The organism is Parapedobacter sp. ISTM3 (genome assembly GCF_016533505.1).
GTDB classification, from domain to species: Bacteria; Bacteroidota; Bacteroidia; order Sphingobacteriales; family Sphingobacteriaceae; genus Parapedobacter; species Parapedobacter luteus.
This window is the reverse complement of the sequence record NZ_JAENGN010000022.1, coordinates 1-18,578: the sequence shown is the minus strand read 5'-3', so window position 1 is coordinate 18,578 and position 18,578 is coordinate 1. Positions and strand designations below refer to the sequence as shown.

The 18,578-nt window shown below is 40.0% G+C and carries 15 protein-coding genes; all 15 read right to left on the bottom strand.

The window, feature by feature from the left end:
• Positions 1 to 286: 286 nt before the first annotated feature.
• The 15 genes from JHJ32_RS20755 to mobA all read right to left on the bottom strand — a co-directional run bounded on the left by JHJ32_RS20755 (position 287) and on the right by mobA (position 18,539).
• Positions 287 to 508: a heavy-metal-associated domain-containing protein gene (locus JHJ32_RS20755; protein ID WP_002981097.1), complete on the bottom strand. Its 222-nt coding sequence runs from the start codon at positions 506 to 508 to the stop codon at positions 287 to 289.
• Positions 509 to 607: 99 nt separating this feature from the next.
• Positions 608 to 3,025 carry a heavy metal translocating P-type ATPase gene (locus JHJ32_RS20750; protein ID WP_200122292.1) on the bottom strand — a complete coding sequence of 806 codons (2,418 nt, stop codon included), beginning with the start codon at positions 3,023 to 3,025 and terminating at the stop codon, positions 608 to 610.
• A gap of 88 nt (positions 3,026 to 3,113) precedes the next feature.
• Positions 3,114 to 3,677 (bottom strand): AraC family transcriptional regulator, encoded by a 564-nt coding sequence (locus tag JHJ32_RS20745; RefSeq protein ID WP_068599326.1) that lies wholly within the window; start codon positions 3,675 to 3,677, stop codon positions 3,114 to 3,116.
• Between the two features lie 70 nt (positions 3,678 to 3,747).
• Entirely contained in the window at positions 3,748 to 5,802 is a 2,055-nt protein-coding gene (locus tag JHJ32_RS20740; protein ID WP_103905103.1) for a heavy metal translocating P-type ATPase, read from the bottom strand.
• Positions 5,803 to 5,824: 22 nt separating this feature from the next.
• Positions 5,825 to 6,529, bottom strand: coding sequence for a transglutaminase family protein (locus JHJ32_RS20735; RefSeq protein ID WP_003010388.1), 705 nt, complete (start codon positions 6,527 to 6,529; stop codon positions 5,825 to 5,827).
• A gap of 47 nt (positions 6,530 to 6,576) precedes the next feature.
• Positions 6,577 to 6,999: a Fur family transcriptional regulator gene (locus JHJ32_RS20730; protein WP_013597180.1), complete on the bottom strand. Its 423-nt coding sequence runs from the start codon at positions 6,997 to 6,999 to the stop codon at positions 6,577 to 6,579.
• A gap of 13 nt (positions 7,000 to 7,012) precedes the next feature.
• Positions 7,013 to 8,284: an efflux RND transporter periplasmic adaptor subunit gene (locus JHJ32_RS20725; protein WP_103905102.1), complete on the bottom strand. Its 1,272-nt coding sequence runs from the start codon at positions 8,282 to 8,284 to the stop codon at positions 7,013 to 7,015.
• An 8-nt stretch (positions 8,285 to 8,292) separates the two neighbouring features.
• Positions 8,293 to 12,597, bottom strand: a complete 4,305-nt coding sequence (locus JHJ32_RS20720; RefSeq protein WP_233632785.1) for a CusA/CzcA family heavy metal efflux RND transporter — start codon at positions 12,595 to 12,597, stop codon at positions 8,293 to 8,295.
• 186 nt (positions 12,598 to 12,783) lie between these two features.
• Positions 12,784 to 13,122 carry a DUF6660 family protein gene (locus JHJ32_RS23265; protein WP_003010400.1) on the bottom strand — a complete coding sequence of 113 codons (339 nt, stop codon included), beginning with the start codon at positions 13,120 to 13,122 and terminating at the stop codon, positions 12,784 to 12,786.
• 188 nt (positions 13,123 to 13,310) lie between these two features.
• Positions 13,311 to 15,314 (bottom strand): conjugal transfer protein MobC, encoded by a 2,004-nt coding sequence (mobC, locus tag JHJ32_RS20715; RefSeq protein ID WP_091098840.1) that lies wholly within the window; start codon positions 15,312 to 15,314, stop codon positions 13,311 to 13,313.
• 197 nt (positions 15,315 to 15,511) lie between these two features.
• The gene (locus JHJ32_RS23075; RefSeq protein WP_103905100.1) at positions 15,512 to 15,718 is read right to left on the bottom strand and encodes a GDCCVxC domain-containing (seleno)protein; all 207 of its coding nucleotides are present in this window, start codon (positions 15,716 to 15,718) and stop codon (positions 15,512 to 15,514) included.
• 1 nt (position 15,719) lies between these two features.
• Positions 15,720 to 16,319: a mercuric transport protein MerTP gene (gene merTP / locus JHJ32_RS20710; RefSeq protein ID WP_101726688.1), complete on the bottom strand. Its 600-nt coding sequence runs from the start codon at positions 16,317 to 16,319 to the stop codon at positions 15,720 to 15,722.
• Positions 16,316 to 16,690, bottom strand: coding sequence for a metalloregulator ArsR/SmtB family transcription factor (locus JHJ32_RS20705; protein WP_002978466.1), 375 nt, complete (start codon positions 16,688 to 16,690; stop codon positions 16,316 to 16,318). Before JHJ32_RS20705 ends, merTP begins: the two co-directional genes overlap by 4 nt.
• A 128-nt stretch (positions 16,691 to 16,818) precedes the next feature.
• Entirely contained in the window at positions 16,819 to 18,099 is a 1,281-nt protein-coding gene (gene mobB / locus JHJ32_RS20700; protein WP_065719249.1) for a conjugal transfer protein MobB, read from the bottom strand.
• An 8-nt stretch (positions 18,100 to 18,107) separates the two neighbouring features.
• Positions 18,108 to 18,539 carry a conjugal transfer protein MobA gene (mobA, locus tag JHJ32_RS20695; protein ID WP_084019006.1) on the bottom strand — a complete coding sequence of 144 codons (432 nt, stop codon included), beginning with the start codon at positions 18,537 to 18,539 and terminating at the stop codon, positions 18,108 to 18,110.
• Positions 18,540 to 18,578 lie beyond the last annotated feature (39 nt).

The window sequence follows — 18,578 nt, the reverse complement described above, 5'->3', positions numbered from 1 at the left end:
TGTTGAATTTTTGGAACAGGCATAGCTCTGACTTGGCATCATAAAGAAAACCAAACAGAACAATGTCAAAATGCCTATATGTATTCTATAATTTTTCAACGCAACAAAGTTACAAATTAGATTGGTTTTTTTTATATCGTTTTACGTTTTTTTTGCTATATGGAAAAATAATGCCATATACGCAATAACCTATCGCCTTTTTTCAGAATTGATAAAATGCCCTTTTTCATCAACCCAACCTCATGGAAATTCGGTCGGAAAAAGGGCATTTCAAAAAGGTGCTGGCTTAGGCATCCAAAGGTTCTATTTTGAAGCCTGCCTTTTGCACGGTCGATATTACTTCCTGCTCGGTAATGCCCTCGGACTTCACGGTAAGTACCTTGTCCTTGTTGGCCGTGTCCACTTCCCAATGGCAGATGCCCTCTGCCTTGTCCAAGTGCGGCTTTACAGATGCGATACAACCGCCGCAATTGATGTTCGTCTTGAATTGAAATTGTTTATTTTCCATTGTTTACAAATTTTAGAGTTATCTGATAATGCAAATTTCCGTACTATTCAGTTAGTTATTGTTGTGTAATTTCTTGTTTGATTTGTGAGATTTACTGTTTTATTTCTTCCACTTCAACCGCAGGCTGTTACTGACCACGCTCACGCTGCTCAATGCCATTGCCGCACCCGCAATCATCGGGTTGAGCAGGAAGCCGTTAACAGGGTAAAGGATGCCTGCCGCTACCGGAATGCCGATTACGTTGTAGATAAACGCCCAGAACAGGTTTTGCTTGATGGTGGCTACGGTCTGTTTGGACAAGCGTATTGCCTGCGGTATCTTGGTCAGGTCGGACGAAATGATGGTCATTTTGGCGACGTCCATTGCAATGTCCGAACCTTTGCCCATTGCTATACTCACATCGGCTGTTGCCAAAGCGGTACTGTCATTGATACCGTCCCCAACCATTGCCACTACTTTACCTTTACTTTGTAACTCTTTTACAAAATCGGCTTTGTGCTGTGGCAATACTTCTGCTTTGTAATGCTTAATGCCTGTTTGCTCTGCAATGGCTTTGGCAGTAGCTTCATTATCTCCGGTTAGCATATACAGGTCGATGCCCATATCCTGCATTTCTTTGATAGCCTGTACAGATGTTTCTTTAATCTTGTCTGATATGGCTAATACGGAAAGTGCCTGTTTGCTGTCGGCAAACCAAATAACAGTTTTCGATTGTTTGCCCCATTCATCAGTTTGATTTTGTAATTGTTCCGCAATACTGATGTTGTTTTCTCTCAATAGTTTTTTATTGCCTACAAAATAGGTTTCGTTATTATGATTGGCTTTTGCTCCTTTACCTGTGATACTGTCAAATTGTGTTAAAGTTGTGGTTGTTGCTCCATCCAAGTGTTTTACCACCGCTTCTGCCAATGGGTGTTCGGATTGCTTTTCAATGCTTAATAAAATGTCTTTGGTCGCATCATCATTATTCAGCCATTGAACGCCTGTTACCTCTGGTCTTCCCTCGGTAATTGTTCCTGTTTTATCTAAAATAATGGCATCAACTTTTTTCGCTAATTCCAAACTTTCGGCATCTTTTATCAAAATACCGTTTTCAGCACCTTTACCAACTCCAACCATTATAGCCGTAGGTGTCGCCAATCCCAAAGCACAAGGACAGGCAATAACCAATACCGTAACTGCTGCCAATAGACCCTGAACAACCCCATTATCGCCACCCAAGATGAACCATAATATAAATGTAAGGATAGCGATACCTATCACAACCGGAACAAAAATACCAGCAATCTTATCTACCAACTTTTGTACGGGAGCCTTGCTTCCCTGTGCGTCCTGCACCATTTTGATGATATGAGCAAGCATTGTTTCTTTGCCTACCTTAACGGCTTTAAATTGGAAACTTCCTTTTTGGTTAATCGTTCCTGCAAATACTTTTTCGTTTTCGTTTTTCAATACAGGTACAGGTTCTCCGCTCAACATACTTTCATCCACGTAAGAATTGCCTGAAGTTACCATACCGTCCACCGCAATTTTTTCGCCCGGCTTTACAAGAATAACATCGCCTGCGTTTACATCCTCAATAGCGGTCTGTTTTTCCGTTCCGTCCGTTTGTATCACGATGACGGTTTTCGGCTGCAACCCCATTAACTTTTTAATAGCTGAAGATGTATTGCCTTTGGCTTTTTCTTCCAACAGCTTCCCTAACAGAATGAATGCAATAATAACAGCCGCTGCTTCAAAATATACGTGGGCGTGTAATCCTCTTTGATGCCAAAAGTCGGCAAACAACATATTGAATACACTGAACAGATAGGCGATACCTGTACTCAATGCTACCAATGTATCCATATTGGCTGAACGATGTTTTGTCTGCTTCCAGGCATTGATAAAAAAATCCCTGCCCAACCACAATACAACAGGTGTAGAAAATACCCACATAATTTGATTGGCATAAGGTATATCCATAAATAACATACCTATCACTACTACCGGAAGAGAAAGTATAACCGCCCAAATGGTTTTAGTTTTTAGTTTTTGAAACTTTTGAGTGTGGATGGCTTCTAATGTTTCCTGCTGATTAGTTTCATCTTCAATCAACAAATCGTAACCGATGGACTGTATCGCCTTTTGCAATTTTGAAGCATCAGTTATATTGGGCAGGTACTCAACGGTAAGATTTCCCGTGGCAAAGTTTACAGAAGCGTTTACTACACCTGGTTCGTATTTAACGATGCTTTCAGCACTGCCCGCACAAGAAGCACAGGTCATACCCAAAACAGGAAAGGTGTTTTTTACAGTAGAAACGCCATAACCCAAATCTTTAATTACTTTTACCGCTTCGCCTACAACTTCTGTATTATTTACTGTAATGGCTGCCCTGCGGTTATTCAGTTCTACTTTGTGGGTTTCTATGCCTTTTACCTGTGCCAATCCTTTTTCAACGATTAATGCACAATGCTCGCTTTCTACATCTTCCAACGGAAGATAGATGATTTCTTTATTTTTATTTGTTGCCATTTTCGCTTGCTTTAATTAACAATACAAAATTGGCGATAATATGGATGGGAATTATTGTGGAATTATGGAATGGATTTGTAAGATTTACTTAGACCTTATCCAAAGGTTTTCTTTTATCATCCCGTATTTGCTTGAAATAGCTCGGTGTCAGTCCTGTTACTTTTTTGAATTGGTTGCTTAAATAAGCTACACTCGAATAGTTCAGACGAAAAGCAATTTCACTCAAAGACAGTTCATCATATACCAATAGCTCTTTTACCTTTTCTATTTTTTGGGCTATAAAGTATTTTTCAATGGTAGTACCCTCTATCTCCGAAAACAGGTTGGATAAATAATTATAATCGTGGTGTAATTGACTACTTAACACATCTGAAAGATTGGTTTTGGCATCGTTGTTTTGATGATGAACCAACTCAATAATTATATTCTTTATTTTTTCGATAATTCTACTTTTCTTATCATCAATGAGTTCAAACCCTAATAAAACTAAGGCTTTATCCAATTTATTTTTTTCTTCGGCTGTAGGTTCTTTGCTAAGTACTACTTCTCCAAGTTTTATGTTCTTTACGTTTAAACCCAACTTGTCCAATTCATTTTGTACCACCATAATACAGCGGTTGCAAACCATATTTTTTATAAAGAGTATATTCATTCCTTACTCACATTTATATTCATATCAAACTAATGCACAAATTTACGATTTAAGTTGAACTGAACGTTGTTTAAAACTTCATTCGTTGTATTCTTACTGCATTCAATATAGCCAATAATGCCACACCTACATCAGCAAATACGGCTTCCCACATTGTGGCTAATCCACCTGCACCAAGTATCAATACAATGGCTTTCACTCCAAATGCTAAAGCGATATTTTGCCAAACTATTTTCTTTGTCTGTTTACCGATATTGATTGCCATTGGTATTTTACTCGGCTTATCGTCTTGTATTACTACATCGGCGGTTTCAATAGTAGCATCGCTTCCCAAACCACCCATTGCAATACCCACATCACTTAATGCTACAACAGGTGCATCATTCACACCGTCCCCGACAAAGGCAACGCTTTCATTTTTGGCTTTTATCTCTTTGACTTTGTTTACTTTGTCTTCGGGCAATAAATCTCCAAAAGCATTGTCTATCCCTAACTGCTCCGCCACATATTTTACAACGGTACTTTTATCTCCGCTAAGCATCGTTGCATTAACATTGAGCTTATGCAGTAGGGTTATGGTTTCCTGTGCATCTTCTTTGATACTGTCGGCAATCGTGATGTAACCGACAAATTTGCTGTCGTAAGCAACGGCGATAGTTGTATAAACGATGCTGTTCGGGTCTAAGTCGTATGGTATGCCGAACTTATCCATCAGTTTGAAATTCCCGACCAATAAATCCTTACCGTTTACAGTTGATTTCAAACCGTGTCCGGCGATTTCCTCCGTATTTTCCAATTGGATTTCATTATTCGGTTTCCCCACGTATTCGTGAATAGCGGTCGCTACGGGATGTGTGCTATTGCTTTCCAAAATGTTAACTAATTCCAGAATTTCGGCTTTATCAAATTCAGGATTGAAATTGACTTCCTGAACCTTAAAAACGCCCTCTGTCATTGTGCCTGTCTTATCCATCACTACGTTTTGGATATCGGAAAGAGCATCTAAAAAGTTACTCCCTTTAAACAGTATTCCGTTTTTGCTTGCAGCACCAATACCACCGAAATAACCTAACGGAATGGAAATAACCAACGCACAAGGACAAGAAATAACCAGAAATACCAAAGCCCTGTACAGCCAATCTCTAAACTCATAATTTTCTACAAAGAAATAAGGCAGTAGGCAAATAGCTATGGCTAACAGCACTACAATAGGCGTATAGATTTTTGCAAATTTCCGGATAAATAATTCCGTTGGTGCTTTTTGTGTAGTGGCATTTTGTACCAATTCCAAAATCTTGCTCAACTTACTGTCGGTGTATGCGGTCGTAACTTTTACCTGCGATACGGTGTTGAGATTAATCATCCCTGCCAAAACGGTTTCGCCTTTGTTTTTTGTATCTGGTTTGCTTTCGCCTGTTAAAGCCGATGTATTGAAAGATGCCGTTTCGGACAACAGTTCTCCGTCTAAGCCTAATTTTTCTCCCGGTTTAAGCTGTATAATTTCGCCAACGGCAACAGTTTCTGCCTTTACGGTTTGCGGTTCATTGTTTTTTAAAACGGTTACTTCATCGGGTCTTTGGTCAAGCAAAGATTTGATGTTTGATTTTGCCCTCGAAACAGCCATTGTCTGAAAAACTTCGCCAACGGCATAGAACAACATTACCGCAACGCCCTCGGGATATTCGCCAATGGCAAATGCCCCGATAGTTGCAATGCCCATCAAAAAGAACTCCGAGAAAATCTCGCCTTTGCGAATACTCTCAACGGCTTCTTTGAGTACGGGCAGTCCAACAGGAGCATAAGCCACCACGTACCAAATAATCCGTACCCAATCGGTAAACCACGTCTGCGGAAACCAATTATCCATTGCAATACCTGCAAGCAACAGCGCAAGGGAAATAATGGCGGGAAGAAACATCTTGAAAACATTGTCAGTATCTCCTGAATGCGAATGGTCGTGTCCGTCATCATCACTGTGGTCGTGATTATGCCCGTCATTTTTGTGATGCCCTTTTACCAATTCCTTAGCACCTGCTTTGGTGTAGATTTTTTCTTCCTGTGTGCAACAAGTCATTTTGCCTTGTGCATCGTAAGTATGCTTGTGATTTTTGTCTGTATTTATCATAGCCTTTAATTTTTTAGGTTCGTTACACTTTTTTATTTCTTATTCTTTCTACATTATTATTCATTATATGCCTCACGATATGCTGAAAAATAAACTTCTTGAAAGCGTTCAGTTCTTGTTGATGTTTTGCATAAAACGCATCGGGTGTATCAAAAACGCCAAAGTCCCGATTGATGCCTTTATCCTGAATAAATGTATTATTGAGGTTCCATTCAATCGGCGGGTTCTCAAAATTATCGGTATAAACCCCGAAACCGCAAAAAGTGGTCTTGCAATCACTGTTCTGTTCCTGTAATTTAGTGAGGTACGGTTTATCCAAAATCACGCCCTCCAAAAAATACCATTGCTCGTTTACCCAAACTTCAACCCAGCTATGCAAGATATTCTTAGGCGATAGTCTGTACCAAATACCTGTAATAGCTCCTTTCTGCAATGCCTTGTCAATGGTAAAGCCGTGAATACGGTTAGGTACATCTGTTGCTCTTAACAAAGCCATTAATAAAGTGGCTTTTGTGTTGCATTGTCCGTACCCGTCATTCAGCACCTGCGATGCGGAAATATAATCAGAAACATTATAGCCAAACTTTATTTCGTCCCGTACAAAATTGTAAATGGCTTGAACTTTGGCAACGGTGTCCAAGTTTTCCCACCCTCTCTGCTCCAATAGCTTTTGTATGGAAGCATTGGAGTAGTCAAGGATTTTTGTTTCTTTAAGATAGGTGTCCATAACACATTTATATTTATAACAAAGTTACACAGGGAGAGCCTGCAATGCTATTGCAAACTCTCCTTTAAACAGTTTTCACAAATTCCCTTACCAAATAATTTTAGTTCGTCGATACGGTAATTCTGACTTCCATTCTGCGGTATTATAAAATCCTCCTTACAGGTTGTCTGCTTACAAATCTTACAATAGAAATGTAAGTGCCAATCCTTGTGTGTATTTTCATCACACCCATCGTGGCACAGAATATACTTGACCGTAGTGTTCTCCTGAATACTGTGTACAATGCCTTTTTCTTCAAAAGTTTTCAAAGTCCTGTAAATCGTAACCCTGTCTGCTTTATAAAAATGGCTCTCAATTTCAGATAAGGACATTGCTGTCTGCTGTTGCTCCAAGAAGTCGTACACCAATATCCGCATACTGGTCGGATTGGTGTTCTTTGACAACAGCTTCTGTTCAATGTTTTTTTTCATTATCCAATGTTTTTTAGTGAGCGTGGGCGTGTTCTCCCGAATCATCCATTTTTGCATTCACAAAAAACGCGCCTTTTACCACGATATGCGCACCGTGCGGAATTTCACTTACAGGTGTAATTGCCGTATAACCCAATTGCGTAGCACCTTTAACGACTTCCATTCTTACAAATTGAGTTCCTTTTTCAGAACCGTGGTTATGGTCGTGAGCTTCGCCCTCTTTATGGTCGTGAGCTTCTTCTTCCCGCTCCTTGACCAAAAAGATGTAATACTTTCCGTCTGCATTGACAATAGCATCGTTGGGTACAGCCGTACTTAATACATCATCTAAACTTACCATTCCGGTTATACTCATTCCGTCAATCAATCCTGCTTTATCTCCTGTAATCTTGCTGTGAACAGCAATAGTTTTACTCTCTCCGCTAAAGGATGAGCCGATACTATAAACTTCGGCAGAATAAGTCTTATTGGGATTGTTGGTTACGACAAAATCTATTTTCTGACCTATTTTGATTAAAGGAATATCCTTTTCATACACCTGTAAGTCCAAGTGCAGGGCTGTGTTTTCTATGATTTCAGCAATAGGCGATGACACATCTACATAGCTTCCGATTTTGGCGAAAACATTGCTCACAGTACCGCTTATCGGACTTGTAACGACCAACGAGGATTTAAGATTGGAATTTGACAGGGAAGCCGGATTAATGCCCATCATTTGGATTTGTTGTTGTAACGATGCTTTTCGTGTTCTCAACGTGTTCAATTCGGTAGTGGCACTTTGCAGGTTTTTCTTTGCACCTGCATTTCCCTCGTTCAGCTCTCTTTGTCTTGCCACTTCCTGCTCTGCAAATTCTATCCGGCTATTGATGCTTAGGTATTCTTCCTGCAATTGTATGAATTGCGGATTGGAAATAGTAGCGATAACCTGACCTTTCCTTACGAAATCGCCTATCTCCACATTAAGGGATTTGATAACACCACCAAACAACGAGGTTGCATTCGCCTTGTTGCTGTTGGGAACTCTCAATGCACCATTGGCTTTCAACGTTGCGGATAATTGCTTCTGTTCAATTGAACCGATTTCAATACCTACGGCTTTCATCTGCTCATCGGTCAGTACGGCAACGTCTTCTTCTTCGTGTTCATCTGTTTCCGGCTTTGCTTCTGCTTCCGTTCCGTGGTTATGTCCGTCGCCCTCTTTATGATTATTCGTACAAGCGTTAAAAGCAAAGAATGTTACGAGGACAAGAACGCTAAAAACTATCTTATTTATGGTACGTTTCATATATTGTATTATTTACTGATTAATGAATGGATAAGCGTTACAGCCTCATTGATTTGCTGAATGCTATTTAAATAATTAAGCTGAATGTCTGCTGTTGTCTGCAAGGCAAATAGGTACTCCACATAAGAAATATCTCCGGTACTGTACCCCAGCTTTGCAGCATTGATAATCTCATCAGCATTGGGAAGTGCCTGCTCCTTGAAATAGGTAAACTGCGCTACATATTGTTCGTATTGTTTCAAGGCGTTTGCCAATTCCGTTTTAAGCTGTTGTTCCTGCCATTGCGCATTTAATTCCAATGATTGTTTCTTGTAATCAAGCGAGCGAATTTTTGCTTTGGTGGTTGTAAAAATGGGGATTGTAATACCTACATCAACAAAACTAAACCGCTGTCCTCTGCCATAAAATTGCTCTACACCATTTTTACTGTGCATTCCTATCAGCGATATGTTATTATAGCCGAACGTAAAATCAGGCAGGCTGTTTGCCCGTTCCAATTTCTTGTTCTGTTCGGCAATTTTCGCCTCTTGGTACAATAGCTGGATGCTCGGATGATTTGCAACAGCCGAACTGTCAATGAAAGAACTTAACAGCAATGGTGTATAATCCGGTTGCGGTTCTATTAAGAAGTCTTCCTGTGTCTGCATCAGATTTTTAAGGCTTTGATAGGCGTTCTGCCTTAAAACCTCGTTTTGCTGGAGCAATAAATTGATTTCCCCCTGTTTGGTAACAGCAGTACTGACTTCAATCCGCCCTATATCTCCGGTTTTATAACGCAGTTCCGCCACACGGATAAAGTCTGAATAAATACTATCAAGATACTTTAAAACCGAAGCGTTATGCTCCAAATATTCCAACTGATAATAATAGGTTCTTACCTGCTTTTTCAGTTCATTTTCTGTAAGTGCCTTCGCCCACTGCTGACCTTTGACCTGCTCTTTGACAAGGTTCTTCTTTACCCCAAAAAGTGTTGGAAAGGGTATGGTCTGCGAAATTTGGAAACCGTCATTGTACTCAAAGCCCTCGTTATTCCCATATTGGAAATTTGCATTGGTCTTCGGCAGTTCAAATGCTGTCTTGCTTAGGCTTTGGGCAGATTGAATATCCAAATTTTTGGAACGGAGCTGAGGGTTATTTTCCATAGCTATCTCAATAGCTCTATCTACATTTACCGGATTTTGTGCATTACTGTTTTGAGAAAAACCTAAGAACACAAACAGCAACAATACAGGTGTTATGGCTTTCATTTTATTATTTTTCGTAGGCTTATGATTTCTCATAAATACGAGGTACAGTAAAGGCAGTACGAACAACGTCAATGCCGTTGCTGAAATCAATCCGCCGATAACCACCGTTGCCAACGGTTTTTGTACTTCTGCACCTGCACTTGTACTTAATGCCATTGGTAAAAAGCCTAAACTTGCCACTGATGCTGTCATCAATACAGGCCTAAGCCTTGTTTTAGCTCCCTCGATAATTCTCGGAACAATCTCGTTCCAACCCTCTTTCTCCAGTCTATTGAACGTGGCAATCAGTACAATCCCGTTCAGAACAGCAACACCGAACAGAGCAATAAATCCGACACCTGCCGATATGCTGAATGGCATATCCCGCAATAAAAGGGCAAATACGCCTCCAATGGCACTCATCGGGATAGCCGTATAGACCAAAACGGCTTCCTTGAACGAATGGAACGTGAAGTATAGCAGGATAAAAATCAAAAGCAGGGCGATAGGTACTGCAATCAGTAATCTGTCAGTAGCTTTTTGGAGGTTCTCAAACTGACCGCCATAGGTAAAATAATATCCTGTCGGTAGCTTAACCTGTTCAGCCAACTTATCCTGAATTTCTTCTACAACACTTGCTACATCCCGCCCTTGTACATTAAATCCGATATATATCCTTCGTTTTCCTCCTTCACGACTGATTTGTGCAGGACCTAATTTATAGTCAATGTTGGCAACCTGCGAAAGTGGAACCTGCTCTCCGTTTGGAAGTGGAATAAACAAATTGCTCACATCCTCAATGGAACTGCGGTGTTCTTCATCAAGCCTTACCACCAAATCAAATCTTCGTTCGTTTTCATAAATAACACCTGCTGATTTACCTGCGAACGCAGTGCTGACAATATCATTTATCTCCTGTACATTCAAGCCATAGTTGGCTATTCGGGTACGGTCGTATTCGATATTGATTTGGGGAAGACCTGCTACCCGCTCTACCTGCGGAGCGGTCGCACCTTCTACTGTTTGAATAATAGCATTCGCTTTATTCGCATAAACCAACAAACTGTCGAGGTCTTCTCCGAATATCTTAACGGCTACATCTTGCCTGATACCTGTCATCAACTCATTAAAACGCATCTGTATCGGCTGATTGGCTTCAAAGAATACACCGGGAATAACTTTAAGTTTCTCCATCATTTCATTGGAAAGCTCGTCATAGGATTTTTTTGTTTTCCATTCGTCCTGCGGTTTTAGGATAATCATCAGGTCAGTGGCTTCGGGAGGCATCGGGTCTGTCGGTACTTCGGCAGCACCAGTCTTGCCTACGACCATTCTCACTTCGTCAAATTCCTTGATTATCCTTGATGCCTGCATAGAGGTTTCCAGACTTTGGCTAAGCGATGTTCCTTGTGGCAGGATACAGTGGAAAGCAAAATCGCCCTCGCCCAATTTTGGCAGGAACTCTCCGCCCATCCGTGAAAATAGAAATATACTTATGGTAAACAGCCCAACGGCAACCGCAATAATCACATATTTTATCCGAATGGCTTTTTCTAACAAAGGCTTATAAACCCCTTGAAGATAGTCCATCATTTTGTCTGAAAAATTCCTTTTGGTAATCGGTTTTTTAGACAGACACAAGGCACTCATCATCGGGATATAGGTAAAGGACAAAATCAAAGCTCCCAAAATGGCGAAACTTACAGTCTGTGCCATTGGCGTAAACATTTTACCCTCTATACCCACCAAAGTAAGGATAGGGATATAGACAATGAGGATGATAACTTCGCCAAATGCGGCACTCGTACGAATTTTCCGTGCAGATTCATATACCTCTTCATCCATTTCTGCCTGCGTAAGTCTTTGTGTGGATTTCCGCAAGCCCAAATGATGCATTGTCGCTTCAACAACAATCAGGGAACCATCTATTACCAATCCGAAATCAATAGCCCCCATACTCATCAGGTTGGCACTTACACCAAACAGCCGCATCATTCCCAACGCAAAAAGCATAGATAGCGGTATGGCTGAGGCTACAATCAGTCCTGCTCTGAAATTCCCCAGGAATAGAATTAATACAAAAATAACAATCAGTGCGCCCTCAATGAGGTTCTTTTGAACCGTACTTATCGCTCTATCAACCAAATCCATTCTGTCTAAAAATGGTTCTATGACCACGTCTTCGGGTAGAGATTGTTGGATAACCGGTATTTTTTCTTTGATACTTTTTACAACTTCAGAGGTGTTTTCTCCCTTCAACATCATTACAATCCCACCCACAGCATCTACTTCGCCATTATAGGTCAATGCTCCGTACCGGGTTGCGTGACCAAATTGTACTTCTGCCACATCTTTGATAAATACCGGAACGCTACCTGTATTTTTAACGACGATATTTCCTACATCTTCCAATGAAGTAACCAGACCAATCCCGCGAATAAAGTAAGCATTGGGCTTCTTATCGATATATGCACCTCCGGTATTTTGGTTGTTGTTTTCGAGGGCGGTAAAAATATCGGAAATACTAACGTCCATTGCCTTGATGCGGTTTGGGTCGATAGAAACTTCGTACTGTTTAAGCAAACCACCGAAACTATTGACTTCTGCAATTCCCGGAGTACCGTAAAGTTGTCTGGCAACAATCCAGTCCTGCATTGTCCGCAAATCCATTGCGGAATATTTGTCTTCACTGCCTTCTTTGGGATGAAGAATATATTGGTACACTTCGCCAAGACCTGTACTGACAGGAGCAAGTTCAGGTGTTCCAATCCCGTCAGGTATCTGGTCTTGTGCTTCTTTCAGCTGTTGGCTTACTAACTGTCGTGCAAAATAAATATCGACATTATCTTGAAAGACAACGGTTACAACAGATAATCCAAATCTTGAAACACTTCTTATCTCTTCTACTTTTGGAAGATTAACGATACTTTGCTCTACGGGAAATGTTACTAATTGTTCTACTTCTTGTCCTGCCAATGTAGGCGACAGGGTAATAATCTGAACCTGATTGTTTGTAATGTCAGGTTGGGCATCAATGGGGATTTGCTTGGCACTCCATACCCCCCAAATGATGAGAAACAAGGTCATCAATCCTATAATGAACTTATTCTTTATAGAGAATTTTATAATACTATTTAACACTTCTATTGTGATTAATGATGAATAATTAATGATAAATTGCAATGATTATGAATACGAGAAATACGAAGTATGACCCAAAACATTCAGCTTGTTGCTGTACGCAAAAAGCTATAATCATTAAAACATTAAAAATTATGCATTAATCTTTGGCGGTTGCCAAATTCCCCCCAGATAGTGGGATATAAAGGTACATTTATAATAAACTTTAGGCTTAGAAAGGTCAAAAGTCTTCGCCTTAACTAAGCTGTATACATTCCATTGAAGCACTATACCTGAAACTATTCCACAACAACCGCATAAACAAAATGGACTGCACATATCAGTTGTTTCCTGATGGTCGTGGCTTCCTTGATGGGTTAATTCTTCCGAATGGTTATGGTTTTGAAAGTTGTCCTTTTCATACATATCGGTACACGGCATTAAAAATACCGTCATCATATAAATTGCCAATATGGAGTAAAAGACTTTCATATTCTTTTGCAAAGTTAGTAAAAAAGTAATGCAATGGCATTGCATTGTTTTGAAAAATTACTATTTTATAATCATCATTTTTCATTCCGAATATTTGTTTTATAAACTGTTCAAAAAAATGTTGGCGACACTCCATCTAAATTCAAGAAGAAGCACCACCAACATTCTTAGTCCTTTATTTAATGCGTTTATTGTTCTTGCTGTATCAAATGCTGTAAGTTCGGGTCGTTCTTGATACGCTCTATTTCACTTTCAACAATGTGTACAATGTCGGATTTTATCTGGCGGTAGTTGCTTTCAATCTCTTGCTTCATATTATCGTTGCCGTTTTTATCAGCAAAAGATAAAATCTGCGGTATCTTCTGATACGCTTTGGTTTCTGCGGAAACTTTATCATTATCGACCACTATTTCTGCGTGAAATATCTTTTGCTCGATACGCTCGTCAAAGTTGTCGGATATAGCACCAACAAACATACCCTGTGTCAAAGTTGAAATTTTAGAAGCAGGAATAAGGCTGTCTAATTGCGTAGAAATCGAAGTTGATTTATCATTTCGGTTGATGGTCATACTCTGACGTTTCTGCAATACTTTTCCGAACCGTTCTGACAAGCTCTTTGCGGTTTCGCCCACAACCTGCCCACTGAATACATTACCTACGGTATTTTGGATAACTTTTGCCTCTTTATCTCCGTAATCCCGTATTAACTGCGAAAAATCCTGAAAGCCCAAACACACAGCTACCTTATTACTTCTCGCAGTTGCGATGAGATTGTCCAGTCCCCTAAAATAAATTGTGGGCAACTCATCTATGATTACTGAACTCTTTAATTGCCCTTTTTTGTTGATGAGCTTAACAATTCTCGAATTGTACAATCCCAAAGCTGCGGAGTAGATATTTTGACGGTCGGGATTGTTACCTACACACAAAATTTTAGGTTCTTTCGGATTGTTGATGTCAAGCGTAAAATCATCCCCGGTCATTACCCAATACAATTGCGGGCTAATCATTCTTGACAAAGGAATTTTTGCCGATGCAATCTGCCCCTGCAATTGGTCTTGTGCGCCACCTTGCCAGGCATCCATAAACGGAGAAAGATAGTTTTCCAAATCGGAATATGAGGTCAGAATGGTAAATACGTCCGAATACTTTTTATTCAGCAATTCAATGGCGTGTGGGAATGTACAATACTTACCGTTCTCATAGATTTTCAGATACCAAATAATGGCAGCCAATAGGATAATTGGGCTTTCCACGAAAAAATCTCCTTGCTTCTGTATCCAACTTCGATTGAGGTTCAGCATTATGGTATAAGCCGCTTCGTAAGCATCAGAAATGTCCGTCATAAAATCGGGATTTAACGGGTTACAACGGTGGCTCTTGCGTGGGTCATCAAAGTTGATGACATAGAATTTGGGTTGAACTTTGTACTTATCCCGATGCTTCAATAAATGATTGTAGGCAATGGTAGAAAGGTCGTCAAACTTAAAATCGTAAATGTACATACTAAAGCCTTTCTCAATCTGTTGCTTGATGTAATTGTTTACGATGGCATACGATTTTCCTGAACCCGGAGTACCCAACACGATTGATGCTCTGAAAGGATTTACAATGTTTATCCAACCGTTGTTCCATTTGCCTTTGTAGTAAAATTTGGTAGGAAGATTGACAGAATACTCGTTTTCCATCAGCTTTGTTTCCTGCTGAAAGCTCTCGTTCTCGTTATTGAAAACATCGTCCATCAGATTAGTACGAAGCAAACGGCTCATCCACACGCCAGCCATCAGCAAAGCGATATAACCTAACGAGATAGTAAGGATATACAGAAATGTGCCTATTACCGGAGATAGCTTTAACAACGGCGTGTTCAGAAAGAACAGCACAAAACCAACGCCCAAAGCCACGTAGATTTTAGCCCAGGTTATCTTCTCATTCTTTACGCCTTTCGTTCCCAAACAACTCAAAGCAAGCAAAACCAAAGCGAACGCCTTGGTATAAAGGGTATGTGAAAACAAGCCCGCCGTCCGGTCGAAATTGCCTAATATCTTGTTGATTATTTCCAACGTCCAACCACGTTCTAAAAAGAACCCGTAGCAGAACCAATAAAGGTGCATCAGCACCAAAAGAATACTGACTGCCCGCATAAAAGCCATTATTTTGGCTAAACCTCTTAAATCGTCTTCTCCCTGCATTCTTTTTTAGTTTTAATGTTCGGGCGTGAATTTAAAGGCTCTACACAGCGGCTATAAGAATGTGGCAGTCAATGGCGGTGCGTGGCAGTGTTTGGCGAAGTGATAAGAGTTGTAGCTTCTATGATCCTTTTGTATCGTAACATTTATGAAGCATCCAAATAAAAAATACTTTTAGTTGCTCTTCTGTTTTCTGTCCGTCAGCAACATTTTTTGTCCTGCAGAATTGGTGGACAAGCAACACTTCCGTAACTACAATAAACACAGCAGTCGCCTTGTTTTGGTTTTAGAACTTGTTTGCATTTTTCACATTCGTAAAAATATTGACAAGCGTCTGTCGGCATTGTTTCTTCTTTCTTGTGTCCGCAGTTGGGACAAGTGATTGTTGATTGTAATTTGATTTCCATTTTAATTTTCTTTTTTGTCGGTTACAGAATATCCTGTTGAGTTTATTGCTTTTTCGATTTCAGAAATATTTGTTTTTGAGTTGTCAAATTCTACGATTGCATTTCCATTTTCATAAGAAGCGTTTGAACTTATTATTCCTGTCAATTTATTTACTTCGTGATTTACGTGTTCGCCACAACTTGCACAAGTCATTCCGCTAATCGTAAATTCTACTTTTTGAATATTGGATTTGTCCACTACTATGATTTGCTTTTCTGTCTTTGGGTAGAAAATGCTTGAGTAGTATGGAAAGGCAAGCATTACGATTGCAAATGCTGTTACTATTCCTAAAAACATTTTTGACTGAATGAATTTTGGTTTTTCTTCTGTTTCACAATTGCAATCTATCTGCTTTTTGGGTTTCAACTTTTGATACCAAGCAAAACCAAGAACCAAAATTGTCAACCCGATAAAATAGGGTCGAAAAGGTTCAAGCCAAGAAAAAGTGGAAGCAAGACCGCTTGTTCCTGCAATAAGAGCCAATACTGGTGTGATGCAACAAAGAGAAGCTGCAATTGTAGTCAAAAGTCCTGCACCAATTAATTTTTTGTCAGTTTTCATATTGTTTCTAATATTTTGTTTTCGTCAAGTATTTTGAAAAATGGTTTCAGCATTTTTTCATACTCTTTAGTCAGTGAGTGAAAAATAGTTTGAGCTTCTCGTTCGGTTTCAATAAGTTTTCTGTCTTTGAGTTTCCGCAAGTGTTGTGAAACCGCTGAAATTGTCATACCAAGAATATCACTTATATCACAAACACAAAGTCGTTTTTCTTCATAAAGTAGAAAGAGTATTTTCAGTCTTACATTGTTTCCCGCTAATTCAAGTCCGTTCGATAAATAGTCAAAAGAACCGTTGAGTTCTGAAACTCGGTCTTTACAGCGGTTTATTTGTTTAATGTCTGCTTGTTGTCGTATGCAAGAATTATTGTCCATAGCACAAAGATAGTCAATTTGTTTATTTAAGCAATTACTTAAATACAACTCAAATTCTTTCAGAATTATAAAGTGACAGCTCAATAAATCTTTTTAAAAACAGATTTTTAATTCCAAAATCTGACCTCTTACAGTCTTCTTTTTTTTTTCTTCTTCATTTTGTTAGCAAAATCCTGTTCCTCGTAATCATCGCCCTGTGCTTCGGGTAACAAACCGCCAAATGCCTCAATCAAACCGTCTTCGTGTTTTTCAGTAGTATTCAGGAAGTCGAACAAGTGATGAGGTTCTTCCGCAGGAAGATCTGCATCATTTGATGTGGATGTTTTTGGAAGTTGTACGACAGGTTCTTTAATCTCCGGTTTGATATTATTGTTCCAATAATCATTAAAGGTATTGGCAGAAAGTTCCTTTGCTAAGCGTGAACCGTTCCAAACCGCCTTTGAATTGTGGTCTATGAAAGTGATACCATAAATACGACCTGTATCGTTCCGGCGGACCACTACATTAATGCCCTGTTCACTCAACTGCTTTTTAAAAGCCTGCTCATCATTTGTGGATTTCAGAGCAATAGAAATTGCAGCTTTTAGGGTCTGCTTACTTGGGTGGTCTTTTAAATCCTCTTTGCATTTTGCAAAATGCAGTTCCAAAGCCGGAAGCCCTGCATTTTTACCAAACAACGAAGCCTTGAACGGATGCCCGGCTCTTTCGCCTTTCTCGTTTAAAGGAATATATAATAAGCCTTGCCGCATTTTTCCCTGCAATTCGCCCTCCACTTTTTCGGTGGTAACATTAAACAGGGAAAGCAAGGCATTGTATTCGCCCAAAGTCTGAAACTTATAATAATTCGGTAGGTGGCGGACAACCGAAGCGATTTGGCTTTTCACATCGCCTGCCCGATAATCTACCGGACGGAAAATCTTGTCGTTCTGCTTGTGTTCTTTATCGGTTGCGGGTATCAAGCCGTGTTGTCTTTCCAGTTCACGGCACACATTCATAGACCGCATTTTCTCGAATTTGTCCGAAATCTTTTTGCCCTGCTCGTCCACGCAAACCGATACAATGTGTATATGGCTGCGGTCGATATCGGTATGTTTGAATACCACAAAAGGCTGTTCGCCGTAGCCCATTTCCCGCATATATTCTTCCGCCATTTGCCGAAACCTGTCATCGCTAACCTTATCTTTCGGGTCGGGATTGAGCGAAATATGCAACGTATGCTTTTCCGTATTGCGGTTGGCAATCAGGTAAGGTGCAAAAGATTGTGCTAATTGTGCAACAGTATATGCTCCAGTTGGCGTTTCGATTATCTTATTTGCGAACAGAATTTTCCCGTTTTCATTCTCTACTTTGAGCTGATTGTACGCCAATGCACCGTATAAATTCCCGCTTCTGCCAATCTTTGCTATCATCTGTACTGCTATTTTTTCAGGTTCTTTGCTTCAAATTCTTCGGTTATCTGAATGATTTTTTGGCATAGCATCGCCATTTCAGCCGTTTGTTTTTCCAATTTGTACAGGAACGCTGCGGCTTTTTTCTCCGAAAAATTCTTGTACAACAGCTTTACAATCTGGTTATAGTTTACACCTATGGAGCGGAACTGGCTGTGAAAAGAGGTCAGCCGCATATAAAAATCAACCGTTCCCTTGTCAATCTGAATGGTTTTTATGGTCTTGTCAAAGATGCAGGACGTTATGAAATGAGCCTTTACCTGCATACCTGATTTATCAAACAGGGCAAGAAAATGGGCGTGTTCCTGCTCGTTAAAGGAAATCGTATAGCGGATGGTCGCCGGGTCTTCTTTGGGGCGACGTCCGGTCTTTTTCAATTGCTTTTTGTTGTTATCGTTCATCACTAATCCATTTTAAAATCCATACAAAACCCTGACTTT